The sequence below is a fragment of the Paenibacillus litoralis genome (genome assembly GCF_046244365.1).
In the GTDB taxonomy this organism is placed as follows: domain Bacteria; phylum Bacillota; class Bacilli; order Paenibacillales; family NBRC-103111; genus Paenibacillus_V.
On sequence record NZ_CP176395.1, the window covers coordinates 6,060,179 to 6,074,381 of the forward strand.

The following is a 14,203-nucleotide window of genomic DNA, read 5'->3' on the forward strand; positions in this document are numbered from 1 at the left end:
CGTCGGGAAAAGAAGGCCCGCTTCGCAGCTGCCGTCCGTCCGCTTAGGCAGTCGGAGCGACACTTCGCAAAGTAGGCCGTTCTTGATCGTTCAATGGGTATTCTGACCGCCGAGACCGTTCCTCATACGGGAACGGAACTGCTCAATTGCTGGCAAACGGCAATCTTTACAGCAGAATAAAGGAAACGTAGAGCGTAGAAATAACCAGGGAAAGCAGCGTTATCGGCACCCCGACCTTTAGATATGCGACAAACGAAAGCGGCTTTCCTTCCTTGCCTGCCATCCCGGCCGCAATTAGATTCGCGGATGCGCCGATCAGGGTTCCGTTGCCGCCCAAACACGCGCCAAGCGCCAAGGACCACCAGACCGGGTCGAGCGCCGTTTCCGGCACGTTCATCTGGACGCCCAGGTCCTTGATCATCGGAATCATCGTTGCCACGTACGGAATGTTGTCGATCGTAGCGGAAGCGATACCGGACAGCCAGAGAATAAGCAGCGACGTGAACGCGAGGTCCGCGCCCGTCATTTCCAGCACCATGGTCGCCAGCTTATTGACGATGCCGGCATCGATCAGACCGCCTACCAGCACGAACAGCCCTGCGAAGAAAAAGACCGTCACCCATTCGACCGAGTGGAATACGTCCTCCACATCGATCTCCTTCACGCTTATCAGCATCAGCAGCGTTGCCCCGCCAAACGCCACGACCGCCGCTTCCACATGAATCGCATGATGCAGCACAAACCCGATAAGCGTAAGTCCGATAACGATCACCGATTTGATCATCAGCTTGCGGCTCTTGATAAAAGTCGCCGCATCGATCGCCATCAGCTCCGCTTTATGCCGCTCGTCGGCCTTCAGCTGCGCTCCGTACCATTTACGCAGAATGAGCAAGGTTACCGCCAGTATGACGATAGCTACAGGGGCCAGATTGACTAAGAAATCATTAAAACCGAGATGGGTAGCCGTTCCGATCATGATGTTCGGAGGATTCCCGATCAGCGTTGCCGTTCCCCCGATATTGGATGCGAGTATTTCCGAAATCAAATAAGGAATCGGATTCACCTTCAGCACCCGCGTTATCGTGAACGTAATCGGAACCAGCAGAAGCACCGTTGTGACGTTATCCAGGAAAGCCGAGCCGACCGCCGATAGTACCGACAGCAGCAGTAAAATACGAATCGGCTCCCCTTTCGCTTTTTGCGCCGCCTTGATCGCTATGTATTGAAAAATGCCGCTTTTATTCGATATTCCGACGAGAAACATCATCCCGACCAGCAAAAAGATCGTCTGCCATTCGATATGCTGCTGGTAGGCGGTTTTCCAATCGACGATACCGAGTACCACCATAAGCATGGCCCCGGCTAATGCGACGATGGCCCGATTCATTTTCTCTGTGATGACGACCGCATAGCTAACCAGAAAAATGACAACGGCGCCAATCACCTGCCAGTTTGCCAGCTGAGTAACAGCTTGATTCATGTCCTTACACTTCCTTTCCGTAAAAAAATCCGTCGATACCATCTTGCAAGAAATCGGTGCTTGAGCGCAACCTAAAAATCTTATGCGAACGAAAAAAAGCACTACTTTATTACGCATTTTCTAAGGTTACGTTTCGCTTTCGGCCAATAGTAGGTCTATTTTACAAGGCTTGACCATAAAATGGTGTTAGAATTTGTCCATTAATAATGAAACTCTCGGGAGGGGCCGATTATGAATCCAATGAACAAAGTCGCCCAAGTACGAATGACTTCGCCTCTATTGGCCGGACTAGCCTACGCTTTCATTGCGATGGGGCTCGCTACGCTCGTCACTTCTTTCATCCTTATGCTCACCGAGCAGAAAGAAGAATCACTTCCCACTTTCGCTTATGTCATTCACGCCTTGTCGCTACTCATAGGCGGCTTCGTCAGCGGCAAACGCAGCAAAAACAAAGGCTGGTACCACGGCGGACTGCTGGGGGTCGTCTACTCCGTCATTATTTTTATCATTGCGTTTCTAAGCTTCGATCAAGGCCTTGGGCTTCAGTCTCTTACATTTTTGGCGGTTTCCTTCGGCTCCGGCGTCATCGGGGGTATACTAGGCGTTAATGCGTCACAAGGATAAACGCCATTCGGCGTCTTTGAAGCCAGACGTTTTCCGAGAAATGGAACAATCAGCAGAGGAACGCTTTCTGACATTTAAATAACATTTCACCTTTCTTCTGAAATTATGGTATACTGTCTTAGCTCTTTCTTTCTCCGTTCCTTTCTGACCATAATCTAGGAGGAAACGTTCGATGTTTGTATTCCAATCGATGAATACCGTAACGGTTGCAATCGTTGTGGCGACTTTTTTTCTGCTTTTGTTCTCAATGCGAAGCAATCCGCTCCTCGTTGCAAGTTCTTTCGTGCAAGAAATATTTACGAACCGCAAATACCTGTTCCATTTTGCAGCGATGATCGCCATCCTCGTATTTAACAAAATTGAACAGATGATCGAAAACAGCATGACGTACCACGCGGATTTCACGTCCGCCGTTCACCGGCTCGAAGGCGATATCGTGCCGATGATCCAACACTATTTTAACAACGACGTGCTAACCTATGTCTCGACTTTCTTCTACGTCGTCATTTTCCCGACGCTAATGGTCGTTTCGATCGGTCTGTACACGTTTAAGAAGCAGTATACCTTGTTCTACTCGATTTGCTATGCGTTAATGTTCAACTATATGATCGCCATACCGTTTTATTTGTTTTTCCCGGTCAATGAAGTATGGTCCTTTCACCCGGATGTCAAATTGCTGATGACGAGCGTGTTTCCGACTTTCGAAACCGACTACCGCCCGTTATCCGGCTTGGATAATTGTTTTCCGAGCTTGCATACGTCGATTTCCGTTTCCATGGCGGTTATCGCCATGAAATCGAACAACAAGTTTTGGCGATGGTTTACGATGATCAGCGCCGTGTTCATTATTTTCTCGATCTTCTACCTCGGCGTTCACTGGGTGACCGACATGTGCGGAGGGCTGCTGTTAGGCGTTTTTGCTTCACGCATGGCGCTTCGTATCAGCGAAGGGCGTTCGCTGCTCGGGTCGTTCATGGTCGGTCAGAAAAGCCGCAATTTCGGCAAATAGCAAGATGCGTTTATGAAGAGCGGGCAAGCAGCCCGCTCTTTTGTTGCGGACAATTAGGGACAAGCCCGTTTACCGAGATTTTCTGAAAATTAAAGAAGAACGAGCGGCTTCCCAATGGGGAAACCGCTCGTTCTTTCCTATGTAGGTTACACTCGGAGATGCCGGTAAGCTAGCTTATTCCTTTTCCGTTGCAGCGGACTTGTCCGCTTTCTTCTCCTCGGACTTCTTCTCCTCAGCAGCCGCAGGGCTGGCTTGCGAAACCGAGTTGATCGCGGAGCGATCGAACGTCATCTTCGTTGCGTCGTTAACGCGAAGCACGACGATATCGTCGGTCAGTTCGATGATCGTTCCGTGCAAACCGCCGATCGTAACGACCTTGTCCCCTTTTTTCACTTGGTTCAGCATGGAGCTACGCGTTTTTTGGCGCTTCTGCTGGGGGCGAATAAGCAGAAAATATAGCACGACGAACATCAAAGCAAGCGGCCACAACGACAAAAGCATATTTGGCGAACTACCGCCTGCTGCATCAGCTAAATATATCATGAGGTTTCCCTCCCTTCCTTGGAATCAACTATAATCATACGTTTACGGCGGACAGCGGTTTCAGGTTTCCCGAAAATAATATTGTCGTGTCCGTACTGAATGCGTTTGCGCGAAAGAACAGACAAGGACTGACGATGTACGTCAAAATCCTTTTCCGTTCTGTTCCATGCCGTACTGTTCGAAAAACTCGTCGCGGAAATCCAGCAAACGGTCTTCGCGAATTGCTTGGCGCACGCCCCGCATAAGCTCCAGAAGGAAATGAAGATTATGGTACGTAGTCAACCGGATGCCGAACGTTTCATCGGCTTTAATCAGATGGCGAATGTAAGCGCGCGAATAGTTCGTACAGGTGTAGCAGCTGCAATTCGGATCAAGCGGCCCGAAATCTTCGGCGTGCTTGGCGTTCCGGATGACCAGTCTGCCTTGACTCGTCATACAGGTACCGTTGCGCGCAATCCTCGTCGGCAGCACGCAGTCGAACATGTCGATCCCGCGAATGGAACCTTCCACCAGCGCATCGGGCGAGCCTACGCCCATTAGATAGCGCGGCTTGTGCCCAGGCAGCAGCGGAACAGTCGTTTCCAGCGCTTCGTACATCAGATGCTTCGGTTCGCCCACACTCAATCCACCAATAGCATACCCCGGGAAATCAAGCGAAGTCAAATCCGCGGCGCTTTGTTTCCGCAAGTCGGGATACATGCCTCCTTGGATAATGGCGAACAAGCCTTGGTCGTGAGGACGTGCATGGCTTTGCAGGCATCGCTCCGCCCATCTTGTCGTCCGCTCCAGCGATTGCTTGACGTAGTCATATTCCGCAGGATACGGCGCGCATTCGTCGAACGCCATCATGATGTCCGAACCGAGCGCGTTCTGAATTTCCATTGCCTTCTCGGGCGAGAGGAACAGCTTGTCCCCGTTCAGATGCGACCGGAACTCCACGCCTTCTTCGCGGATTTTGCGGATATCGCTCAAACTGAATACTTGAAAACCGCCGCTGTCCGTCAATATCGGCCGGTCCCAATTCATAAACTTATGCAGGCCTCCGGCACGCTTGATGAGATCATGTCCCGGACGGAGGAACAGATGATACGTGTTGCTCAAAATAATGTGCGCATCCATCTGCTTTACTTCTTCCGGGCTCATCGTCTTCACCGTAGCCTGCGTACCGACGGGCATGAAGGCCGGCGTTTCGATGACTCCGTGGGGCGTATGGACGCGGCCTAGGCGCGCTCCGCTTTGTTTGCAAACTTTGAGTAGTTCATATGTGACTGCTGCCACTTTAGATCGCATCCTTTGTAATCTTGAAAGCCGTTGTTCGAGCAGCTTCCGAATTAGTAAATGAACATCGCATCGCCGAAGCTGAAGAAACGGTATTCCCGCTCTACCGCTTCGCGATAGGCCTTCAATACCGGCTCACGTCCGGCTAACGCGCTGATGAGCATAAGCAAAGTCGACTTCGGAAGATGAAAGTTGGTCAGCAGTGCATCTACCGCCAGCAATTTGACCCCCGGATAGATGAAAATGCCTGTCCAGCCGTCGCATGGCTTCAGCATACCTGACGGCAAGCCGCCTTCCTCGCTGAGCCGTGCCGCCGTTTCCAGCGTTCTCGCTGAAGTCGTGCCGATGGCAACGACACGGCGGCCGTTCGTCTTCGCCCGGTTCACCGCATCCGCCGTTTCTTGCGGAACGCGGAAATACTCCTCGTGCATCGTATGCTCTTCAATGCGGTCCACGGAAACGGGACGAAACGTTCCAATCCCCACATGCAGCGTTACGTATGCGATTTCCACGCCTTTCGCCGCAATCTCGCGCAAGTAGGCCTCCGTAAAATGAAGCCCGGCGGTCGGCGCGGCAGCGGAGCCTTCGTGCTTGGCGTAGACCGTTTGATAGCGTTCCTTCTCATCCGAGGGAAGCTGTTCTTTGATATAAGGCGGCAGAGGCATTTGGCCGAGACGATCGAGAATTTCATTAAAGATGCCGCTATATGAAAAACGCAGCACGCGGCTCCCCATATCGCCTTCTTCCTCGATAACCGCACTTAACGGACATTCCTCGATTGCAGCAGCGAAGCCGGCTTCGTCCTCATGCTTCGCCTGCACGCCGAACGACAACCTGGCGCCTTTCTTAAGCCGTTTGCCCGGCTTCACAAGCGCTTCCCAGCGATCGTCGCCCAGCGCCTTCAGCAGCAATATTTCCGCTCTTGCTCCCGTATCCGACTTTACGCCAAAAAGCCGGGCTGGAATGACCCGCGTATCGTTCAACACGAGCACGTCCCCGGCTTCTAAATAATGAATCAAATCGCTAAACGGGCGATGCTGGATCTCGCCTGTCGTTTTATTCAGCGTCAACAGTCTCGACTGCAGCCGGTCGGCTAAAGGCGTCTGCGCAATGAGCCGCTCAGGCAGCTCGAAATCAAACAATTCGACTTCCATTCGTTATTCAGTCCTTAGCTAAGGTAACACCTGTATAGTAGTATTGTAAAATGCTGCGGTAGTCATACCCGCGTTCCGCCAGTCCGCGCGCGCCCCATTGGGACATGCCGAGTCCATGGCCGTTTCCTTGACCGGTAAACAGAAACTGCGGTTTATTCGTCAACACGCGGGCTTGTCCTTCTTTACCCACGGCGATCCACTGCTCTTTCGCGAGCGCCGCTCCGGCGCCCCCGGATTTGGCTTGATCCGCTCCGACGGCATAAAGCGTTCCTGTCGTTTCAGGCAACGTGCGGGTAGCCCCGTTCGCTCCCAATATAGTATAACGTCCCGTTTCTTCAATATCAAACTTCGAGCTGGGCAAGCTGAGAAATACGGTGCGAAACGCATCGCCATAGTCCACCTTGATCGGCTGTCCATTCGCCTTCACCTCGGCAGCTCTTCCGGAAGCTCCACGCCGCGTAACCTCCAGACGCTGCAGCTCCCCGGCAACCGCCTTCGGCACCATCGCGTTGATCTTATCGCGAAGCTCCGCTGCGTCGTAAGGTCCCCGTTGCCATTGAAACGAATTCGAGTCTTCGACTTTGCGGACAGCCGTAACTTTATCCTTGCTATCCAGCTTGCCGGTAACCGTTCCGCTAGCATCCGTCGACGGCGCCGAACGGACGTTCACGCCATTCTCCGTCGGCTCCATAATCGCAAAGCCCGCGGCATTACGCGTACCCGTTTCGCGCAAATATGCCGAACTCACATATCCTAGGGAACCGTCGCTCAGCTCGACCTGGTACCAGGGAACCCGCCCTTTGGCAGCTCCTTCGTCTGGGCTCATTACGCTCTTCAGATAGCCTACCGGATTGCCCCAGACTTCTGTCGGCTCTGCCGTCATTCCGCCCGCATTGGCGGAAAAATAAGGCATGACTACCGCGCCGTCGGAGGCGACGAGAACCTCGCCCTTGGTCAGGTCGACTGCCCGTATGACGCCTTCGTCTTCTTCCCCGTTATAAGCCTGATCAGTGACAGAATCGCTTACATGGGCGATATCGTATTTATTGCCTAACTTCAGAGCATAAGAACGAGCCGCTACGGCTTGCGCTTTAAGCGCCTCGACCGGCCATCCCTTCCCCATCTCGGCGGTTACGACCGAATACAAATACTGCTCGAAGGGAAGCTCGTTTATGAGCGCCAACTTGCCGCTCCATACGCTTAATTCCATGGAACCTCGATATGTACGCCCGTTTTTCTCCGCTACTTTGATTTCGCCCTGCTTGGTCGTGATCGTTACCTTCTGTCCGCCCGGATTGAACAGCACATGCATAACCGGCGGCTTGGTCGTACCGTCCGAAATATCTTCCCGCTTCAGCAGGTAAGCGGACTTCGCCTCGACCGGCGCTAGGGCAAGTCCGGGAACGGCCTTCGCTGCTTGCTGCTTGATCGCGTTAAGACGATCCGCATCCGTTTCTCGGCCGATCCATACGGCGTATGCCGCTCCGCCTGCACCGTTGTCGGTATAAACGAGATCCGCATCGATGCCGGCTTGCTCCAGCGCTGTTTGCTTGGCCGCCGCTTCCGCTTCGCTGGCGAAAACTCCTGCCGACAAGTGCAGCGGCCCGGTCAACTGCTGAGCTTGAAGCAGCTTGGCCATTTCGGCGTTCTTCATAAGGTCGAATAAGGCGGTTGCCGCCGCATCCTTGGTCGGATAAGCGCCTGCGGATACCTGATAAATCGCTTTACCTTGGCGGGCTCGTTTCCAAACGGCAGCCGCATAGCCAGCTTTGCGCAGCTTGTCCGATAAGGCGGTCGCTTTAGCCGGATCATCGGTTTCGAGCGCCTGAAAACCGAACTGGTCGGCGCTTGCCCTTACGTTCGTAAGCGAGTCTCCGCCTAGCCAAGATACGGAGCCGGCTGCATTGCGCAGCCCTACCGTCAATCCTTTATCCGAAGATAGCGTAACGACCGGCGCCGAAGCCCGGTACTTCCCGTTATCCAAAAAGAGCGCGACGCGTATGGCGTCCAGCTTAGCAACAGCCGGTGCGGCCGGCGCTGCAGCCGCGTAGGCCTGCTGCGCTTGCTGGATCGGCACCGCCGCCGATAGCAGCGAGACGGCTGCGCCGACGATCAGCCGCTTCTTGATACGTTTGGTCATCGGTTGCGTCTTCTCCCCTCACATGTTGTCGCTAGTTAAGACGCTTGCGACATACGAAAAGTTACGGTGTAGAAACGATTGCCTGTTTACTTATCCTCCCGCTTCGGCGGTTCAAAGCCCAGATGACGGTAAGCGAGAGGCGTTACCATGCGGCCCCGCGGCGTTCGCTGAAGAAAGCCGATCTGCAGCAAATACGGCTCGTATACGTCTTCAATCGTTTGGCTTTCTTCGCCGATCGTGGCAGCGATCGTCTCGAGTCCGACCGGTCCGCCTTGAAAGCTCGTAATGATCGCTTTTATCATTTTGTGATCGATAAGATCCAAGCCCAGTTTATCCACTTGAATTTGCTCAAGTGCCGTCCCTGCGATATCAACGGTAATAACGCCGTCCCCGCGGATTTGCGCGAAATCGCGGACCCGCTTCAAAAGACGGTTGGCGATACGCGGAGTCCCCCGCGAGCGCATCCCGATTTCCTCGGCCGCTTCGCCGACGATCGGCACCTGCAAGATTTCGGACGTACGGCTGACGATATAAGTCAACTCGTCCACCGTATAGTATTCCAGTCTGCTAACGACGCCGAAACGATCTCTCAACGGAGCGGATAGGAGTCCGGCTCTCGTTGTAGCTCCGATCAGCGTAAATTTCGGCAGATCGAGCCGAACCGAGCGGGCGCTCGGGCCCTTGCCGATCATGATGTCGAGGGCGAAATCCTCCATCGCCGGGTACAGCACCTCTTCCACCGTTCGGTGGAGGCGATGAATTTCGTCGATAAAGAGCACGTCGCCTTCCTGCAGATTCGTCAGCAGCGCAGCCAAATCGCCGGGTCTCTCGATCGCGGGACCGGATGTCGTGCGAATGTTGACGCCGAGCTCGTTGGCGATTATGTTCGACAGCGTCGTTTTGCCGAGCCCCGGCGGACCGTAGAGCAGCACATGATCGAGCGCCTCGCGACGCTGCTTGGCGGCCTCGATAAACACCTTCAAATTTTCCTTGGCCGTTGTCTGGCCTATATATTCGGATAAATAGCGGGGACGGAGGCTGAGCTCGGCGGCCTGTTCTTCCATCATCAGCTGAGCCGAAATAATGCGGTCTTCCATAATCGTCCTCCTCGTCCGTTAGCCTTTAAACAGCGCCTGCAGCGCCAGCTTCACAAATGTATCCGGCTTCTCCAGTCCCGTCGCCTTGTCCCGCACATCCGGCCAAACGCGGTCCACTTCCGTCTCGCTGTATCCGAGAGCGACAAGCGCAAGCTTCGCTTCCTTCCAAGCGCCGCCCCCGGCCCCCGGTGCCTCTTCTTTCTCCGCCGCGAACGCCGCAGCGACCGGAATAAGACCGCCTACAGGCAAATCCGCAAGCTTATCCTTCATATCCAAAATGATGCGCTGTGCCGTCTTCTTGCCGATGCCCGGCAAACGGGTTAGAAACGCGATATTCTCCTGATAAATGGCGGAAATGACTGCATCCGGACGCCCCGCCGACAAAATGCCGAGCGCTACCTTCGGTCCGATTCCCGACACGTCCAGCAGCTTGCGGAACAAGGCCTGCTCCTCGCGGGTCGCAAAGCCGAACAAAAGAATGGCGTCCTCGCGGACATGATGATGGATGAACATTGTGACGGGAGTTCCATCCCCGCTTGCGCCAACCGCATACGGATTCGGGCAGAATACCCGGTAGCCTACGCCGCCTACGTCAAGCACGACGTATTCCGTCTCCCGGTGGGCGAGCTGTCCTCGCAAAAAGTCGATCATGAGCGTACTCCCTTCCTCTACTCCGAGAGGCTTCTCTTAAAGCTAGTAAACTTTTAACTTCTAACTTCTAACTTCTAACGACTATTATTTCAAAACAACTGTCACTACTTCAGGAAACAGGAGAACCTAAAAAGCGTTCCGACCCCTCCTAAATCCTCCCCTTCTACAGCGCTTCAATCGAACAAGATTTCGAATTGAAGCGCTAAGGGGAGGACCCCAAGGGCCTGCCGGCCCTCTGGACTCCCGCAAGTAAACACGCGCATTTCCGAAGAATTAGCACAATGCTGGTACTACGCGCTCGGGGCCGCTTTTCGTCCTAACTTTGCCTGATGCAAAGTTTCAGGACACGCTCTACTTTTGATATACGGTGCTCATGCCGACTGTATTCGCAGTGTATACGCCCATTAAAACGGCTGCCTTACCTCACTGCTTACTTCACATTTCTTTTTGTTCAACTTACCCGATCCACCGATTTCCACAAAGGCTACGCTGATTCTACCTCCAGCAATCTACCATTCCGGACGTTTGGAACGTTTGCTTTGCTTTTTGGCTTCCTGCAAGAGTTCGGCGAGCCGGCTTGCGGCCGGGGCGGGGTTTTCGCTGATTTTGGCCGCCATCACATAGGAATGGGCATGGCAGATGGCAACCGCGAGCGCATCCGCGACGTCGTCCGGTTTCGGGATTTCGGACAAGCCAAGGAACATGCGGGTCATTTCCTGCACCTGGCGCTTCTCCGCCTTCCCGTAACCGACAATAGCTTGCTTGACCTGCAAAGGCGTATATTCCGCGAGCGGCAGCCCCTGCTGCACGGCGGCCAGCATGATGACGCCCCGGGCTTGCGATACCGCAAAGGCGGTCGTTACGTTTTTGTTGAAAAAAAGCTTTTCCAGCGCTACAGCATCCGGTTTATAAGTATCGATCAATTGCTTTGCCGCGTCGTAAACCATTTTTAAACGTTCACCCGGATCGGTGTGGGCCTCCGTCTGAATGCAGCCGTACTGCACAGGCGTCAGCTTGCTCCCGTTCTTGTCGATAAAACCGAAGCCGACAATCGCTATCCCCGGGTCGATTCCCAAAATGCGCAAGATTGTTCTCTCCCATCGATCAAACCGCGCTCGATTGTTATGAGCCGCCAGGATACGCGAACATATGTATTCCTTCCGCCATTATAGCAGATAGTTCAAGCTACGTTAAGGCTGTGCGCAAAACAAACCGGAAACCCGCGGCCTCATCGGCCGTTTGGACGATTGGCTGGATAAAATACGCACAAAAAAAGAGACGCTCCTGCGTCTCTCTTCCCGTTCTTCGCTAAGCCTTCGGCTTTTCGCCGCGCTCGCGCACCGCCTCCACCGCAAAATCGCTGAAGGTGGACAACACGCTGTAATATTCCGTCAAATCGCTGATACGAATGCCTTCATACAGTTGGTTGATAGCATCCGGCGGCAGACTGCTTTTCAGATGCTGAACATTTAATTGAAAAAAGGTCCGAATGACTTGATCGCGTCCGGGTATGCCTTCAAAGAGCGACAGATTTCCGTTTTTGTCGATCCCGAAGTAAGCCGTTTCCTTGCATTTTTGCGATAAATCCTCGATCTGCTCGACGAATGTCACGTCTCCGCCCGTACTTAGCTTAATCACCCACTGTGGATGCTCATCGGAAAGCTTCAAAATGTTTTCTTTGCCCATCAAGCCGACTTGCTGAGTCTCTTCTCCGCAAATATAGCTTTTTTGCACGGAAACGGTTCGTTCCTGTTCGCCGTTCGCGATGGCCTTCAGCGCTTCTTCCTGCTCTCGCGACATTTCCGCTATAGGGCGGACGCCCAGCTTGTTCGCCGCCGCCTGAACCGGAACCGCTTGCCGATTGCCGGACAGACTTGGGACATGCTTAACGGATACCGCTGCAAGGCCTGCCACGAGTAGTAAAGAGCCTAATGTCAGCCAACGCTTTTTAGAACGCAACCGCTTTTTCAGCTGCTTTAGCAAGCTCGAATAGTTCACGCCAATCCCCTTCTTCTTAGGCTTTTTCTTTATTTTTCCCAGACAGGAAAAGGATTATACGTATGATTTGCCCGTTTAATGGACGTTGATCCACGGTCCGCTGCTGCGGCGTTTTTTGGTGAGCGGCTTCGCTTGCTTTTTCCTGGCGAGCCCATGAAGGACTGCTTTATCGGATCCGGAGTTCGATTTCCCCGTGCGGTCGTTTTGATCAAACGCCTTTACGCCGCCGCTTCCTTCGTTATCGTTCAATCGGTTATCGGTTCCGTCATACCCGCTTCTCGCATGCGGAGGCCGATAGCCTTCTCTATCCTCCTGCGGGAAAAAAGGCTCCGTGTACGGCCTTGCATAAACGCCGCAAGGATCGCACGGCTGTACGAACGGCGTCTGCCACTGCGTTACCGGAGCGATTGCTCCCGGCATGCACATGCCCGTACCCGCCATTACCGGCGCACCCCAGCCAGGAGCTTGAGCCATCGGCATGTCGTAAGCCGGGCTCACGCCGTATGGCATCGACATTGGCGACGCCATCGGCATGGCTGCAGGACTTCCGCCATACGGCGTTGGCGTCGGCCCCCAACCTTGCGGTTCGCAATCTTCGTCCCACGGATTCTGCATGCCCCATCCAGGCTGATGCATCATCGGCTGATGCATCATCGGCTGTTGCATCATCGGTTGCTGCATCATCGGTTGCTGCATCATCGGCTCCTGCATCATCGGTTGCTGCATCATCGGTTGCTGCATCATCGGTTGCTGCATCATCGGCTCCTGCATCATCGGCTCCTGCATCATCGGCTGTTGCATCATCGGCTGCTGCATCATCGGCTCCTGCATCATTGGCTGCTGCATCATCGGTTGCTGCATCATCGGTTGCTGCATCATCGGTTGCTGCATCATCGGCTCCTGCATCATCGGTTGCTGCATCGGCTGTTGTTGCATCGGCTGCTGCATCCAGGGCTGCTGTTCCGACATGGACGCGCCGGCTACTTGTTCAGGCTGCGCAAACGGCTGTGCAATCGGAGGTCCTCCGTGCCCGCATTTGCATATGCCTACGCAGCCGCAGCCGCCCTCGCTGACCGGTGACACCGCCTCTTGCATGGGAGCCATGGCATAAGGCATCGGAGGCCCGGACGGCCCGCAGCCGCAACCGCCGGCCATAGGCAGAACGGCATGCATAGGCATTTCCATTTGAGGAGGAGCGTATTGCATCGGCATTTCCATCTGAGGTGGAGCGTACGGCATCGGCATGACGCTGGGCGCGGCAAACATTTGCGGGAAGGACGGCGCACTTTGGAACATCGTAACGTCAGGCGTCTGCATAAACTGCATCGCTTGATCGTGATGCTCGCTCTGAACCTGCTCGGGAGCCATTTGCATCTGCTGCCCATAGAACGGCATGTAAAAATTCGCGGACTGTGCCATGATTTCCGGAGCGGCCGGTTGTCCTTGTACCTCTACCGCCGGAATATTGTACTGAGCAAAAAGGTGTTCCGTATACAGGTGAAACTCCGGGAGCTGCTGAGCTTCGTGCATTTCTGCCGGCGCTTCGGCAACGGGAGGCTGCACCTGCGGGGCGGGAGCGGCCGGCATGACCGGCTCTATGCTCGGAGCCGGCGCCGGCATCGGAGTCGGCACGGGCATCGGAGCAGGCATGACGCCCGTAAACGGCTTTTGCCCGCTATAGTGAGGCCATTGCATGCCGCCTGTTCCTTGGTGCATTTGCGTTTGCCAATTATGATGCATCGGTTGGTGCGATTGCTGATGCATTTGATGATGCATACCGGCGCTCTTCGGAATATAGACGACTTGCCCCGTCAGCAGCACATCCGGATTTTTGAGCTGCGGATTGGTATCGAGCAACGATTTAAGCGGAATCCCCCACTCCTTCGAAATTTTCCACAGGGAGTCTCCCTGCTTCACCACGTAGCTGAATACATTTTCCGGCGGGTGCGGAACGGCCGGCTTTCCTGCCGACGGTATTTTGATTTTCATGCCGATATCCAGCTTGTTCGGGTCTTCCAGCTGTGGATTCATTTCAATTAATGTAGAAAGCTCGACATTATACTTTTTGGACAACGAGTAAAGAGACTCGCCTTTTTTGACGATATGGATTTTCAAAGCCTATTACCTCCTCCAAGATTGACGGCAGCCGCCCTGCACCGCGCAGTGCAAGAGCTGTAGACGGACTGGGCACTTATCCGGAAATGAACAGTACATTTTATGCAGCATATA

At 54.0% G+C, this 14,203-nt stretch carries 12 protein-coding genes; 2 read left to right on the forward strand and 10 right to left on the reverse strand.

What is annotated here, in order from left to right:
* Positions 1-166 precede the first annotated feature (166 nt).
* A complete protein-coding gene (locus ACKGJP_RS25650) occupies positions 167-1,480 on the reverse strand; it encodes an ArsB/NhaD family transporter (protein ID WP_409341624.1) in 1,314 nt (437 codons plus the stop codon).
* A gap of 231 nt (positions 1,481-1,711) precedes the next feature.
* On the opposite strand from ACKGJP_RS25650, the gene ACKGJP_RS25655 reads away from it, so the two are divergent.
* Together ACKGJP_RS25655 and ACKGJP_RS25660 are read left to right on the forward strand one after the other, a co-directional pair.
* On the forward strand, positions 1,712-2,104 hold the full coding sequence (locus tag ACKGJP_RS25655) for a TIGR04086 family membrane protein (protein WP_409341625.1): 393 nt from the start codon (positions 1,712-1,714) through the stop codon (positions 2,102-2,104).
* Between the two features lie 172 nt (positions 2,105-2,276).
* Positions 2,277-3,113: a phosphatase PAP2 family protein gene (locus ACKGJP_RS25660; protein ID WP_409341626.1), complete on the forward strand. Its 837-nt coding sequence runs from the start codon at positions 2,277-2,279 to the stop codon at positions 3,111-3,113.
* Between the two features lie 174 nt (positions 3,114-3,287).
* On the opposite strand, the gene yajC is transcribed toward ACKGJP_RS25660, so the two are convergent.
* The 9 genes from yajC to ACKGJP_RS25705 all read right to left on the reverse strand — a co-directional run bounded on the left by yajC (position 3,288) and on the right by ACKGJP_RS25705 (position 14,089).
* Complete coding sequence (yajC, locus tag ACKGJP_RS25665) at positions 3,288-3,656, reverse strand: preprotein translocase subunit YajC (protein WP_409341627.1); 369 nt, start codon at positions 3,654-3,656, stop codon at positions 3,288-3,290.
* A gap of 141 nt (positions 3,657-3,797) precedes the next feature.
* Complete coding sequence (gene tgt / locus ACKGJP_RS25670; protein WP_409341628.1) at positions 3,798-4,934, reverse strand: tRNA guanosine(34) transglycosylase Tgt; 1,137 nt, start codon at positions 4,932-4,934, stop codon at positions 3,798-3,800.
* A gap of 53 nt (positions 4,935-4,987) precedes the next feature.
* Positions 4,988-6,088 (reverse strand): tRNA preQ1(34) S-adenosylmethionine ribosyltransferase-isomerase QueA, encoded by a 1,101-nt coding sequence (queA, locus tag ACKGJP_RS25675; RefSeq protein WP_409341629.1) that lies wholly within the window; start codon positions 6,086-6,088, stop codon positions 4,988-4,990.
* Between the two features lie 7 nt (positions 6,089-6,095).
* On the reverse strand, positions 6,096-8,228 hold the full coding sequence (locus ACKGJP_RS25680; protein WP_409341630.1) for a SpoIID/LytB domain-containing protein: 2,133 nt from the start codon (positions 8,226-8,228) through the stop codon (positions 6,096-6,098).
* Positions 8,229-8,314: 86 nt separating this feature from the next.
* Positions 8,315-9,325, reverse strand: a complete 1,011-nt coding sequence (ruvB, locus tag ACKGJP_RS25685; protein ID WP_409341631.1) for a Holliday junction branch migration DNA helicase RuvB — start codon at positions 9,323-9,325, stop codon at positions 8,315-8,317.
* Positions 9,326-9,343: 18 nt separating this feature from the next.
* Positions 9,344-9,976, reverse strand: a complete 633-nt coding sequence (gene ruvA / locus ACKGJP_RS25690) for a Holliday junction branch migration protein RuvA (RefSeq protein WP_409341632.1) — start codon at positions 9,974-9,976, stop codon at positions 9,344-9,346.
* 509 nt (positions 9,977-10,485) lie between these two features.
* Entirely contained in the window at positions 10,486-11,061 is a 576-nt protein-coding gene (ruvC, locus tag ACKGJP_RS25695) for a crossover junction endodeoxyribonuclease RuvC (RefSeq protein ID WP_409341633.1), read from the reverse strand.
* 223 nt (positions 11,062-11,284) lie between these two features.
* The gene (locus ACKGJP_RS25700; RefSeq protein WP_409341634.1) at positions 11,285-11,974 is read right to left on the reverse strand and encodes a BofC C-terminal domain-containing protein; all 690 of its coding nucleotides are present in this window, start codon (positions 11,972-11,974) and stop codon (positions 11,285-11,287) included.
* 75 nt (positions 11,975-12,049) lie between these two features.
* Positions 12,050-14,089 (reverse strand): LysM peptidoglycan-binding domain-containing protein, encoded by a 2,040-nt coding sequence (locus tag ACKGJP_RS25705; protein WP_409341635.1) that lies wholly within the window; start codon positions 14,087-14,089, stop codon positions 12,050-12,052.
* Between the last annotated feature and the right edge of the window lie 114 nt (positions 14,090-14,203).

Coding starts and splice junctions, on each gene's coding strand:
- ACKGJP_RS25650 (WP_409341624.1), bottom strand. CDS start 1,480: ATGAATCAAGCTGTTACTCAGCTGGCAAACTGGCAGGTGATTGGCGCC.
- ACKGJP_RS25655 (WP_409341625.1), top strand. CDS start 1,712: ATGAATCCAATGAACAAAGTCGCCCAAGTACGAATGACTTCGCCTCTA.
- ACKGJP_RS25660 (WP_409341626.1), top strand. CDS start 2,277: ATGTTTGTATTCCAATCGATGAATACCGTAACGGTTGCAATCGTTGTG.
- yajC (WP_409341627.1), bottom strand. CDS start 3,656: ATGATATATTTAGCTGATGCAGCAGGCGGTAGTTCGCCAAATATGCTT.
- queA (WP_409341629.1), bottom strand. CDS start 6,088: ATGGAAGTCGAATTGTTTGATTTCGAGCTGCCTGAGCGGCTCATTGCG.
- ACKGJP_RS25680 (WP_409341630.1), bottom strand. CDS start 8,228: ATGACCAAACGTATCAAGAAGCGGCTGATCGTCGGCGCAGCCGTCTCG.
- ruvB (WP_409341631.1), bottom strand. CDS start 9,325: ATGGAAGACCGCATTATTTCGGCTCAGCTGATGATGGAAGAACAGGCC.
- ruvA (WP_409341632.1), bottom strand. CDS start 9,976: ATGATCGACTTTTTGCGAGGACAGCTCGCCCACCGGGAGACGGAATAC.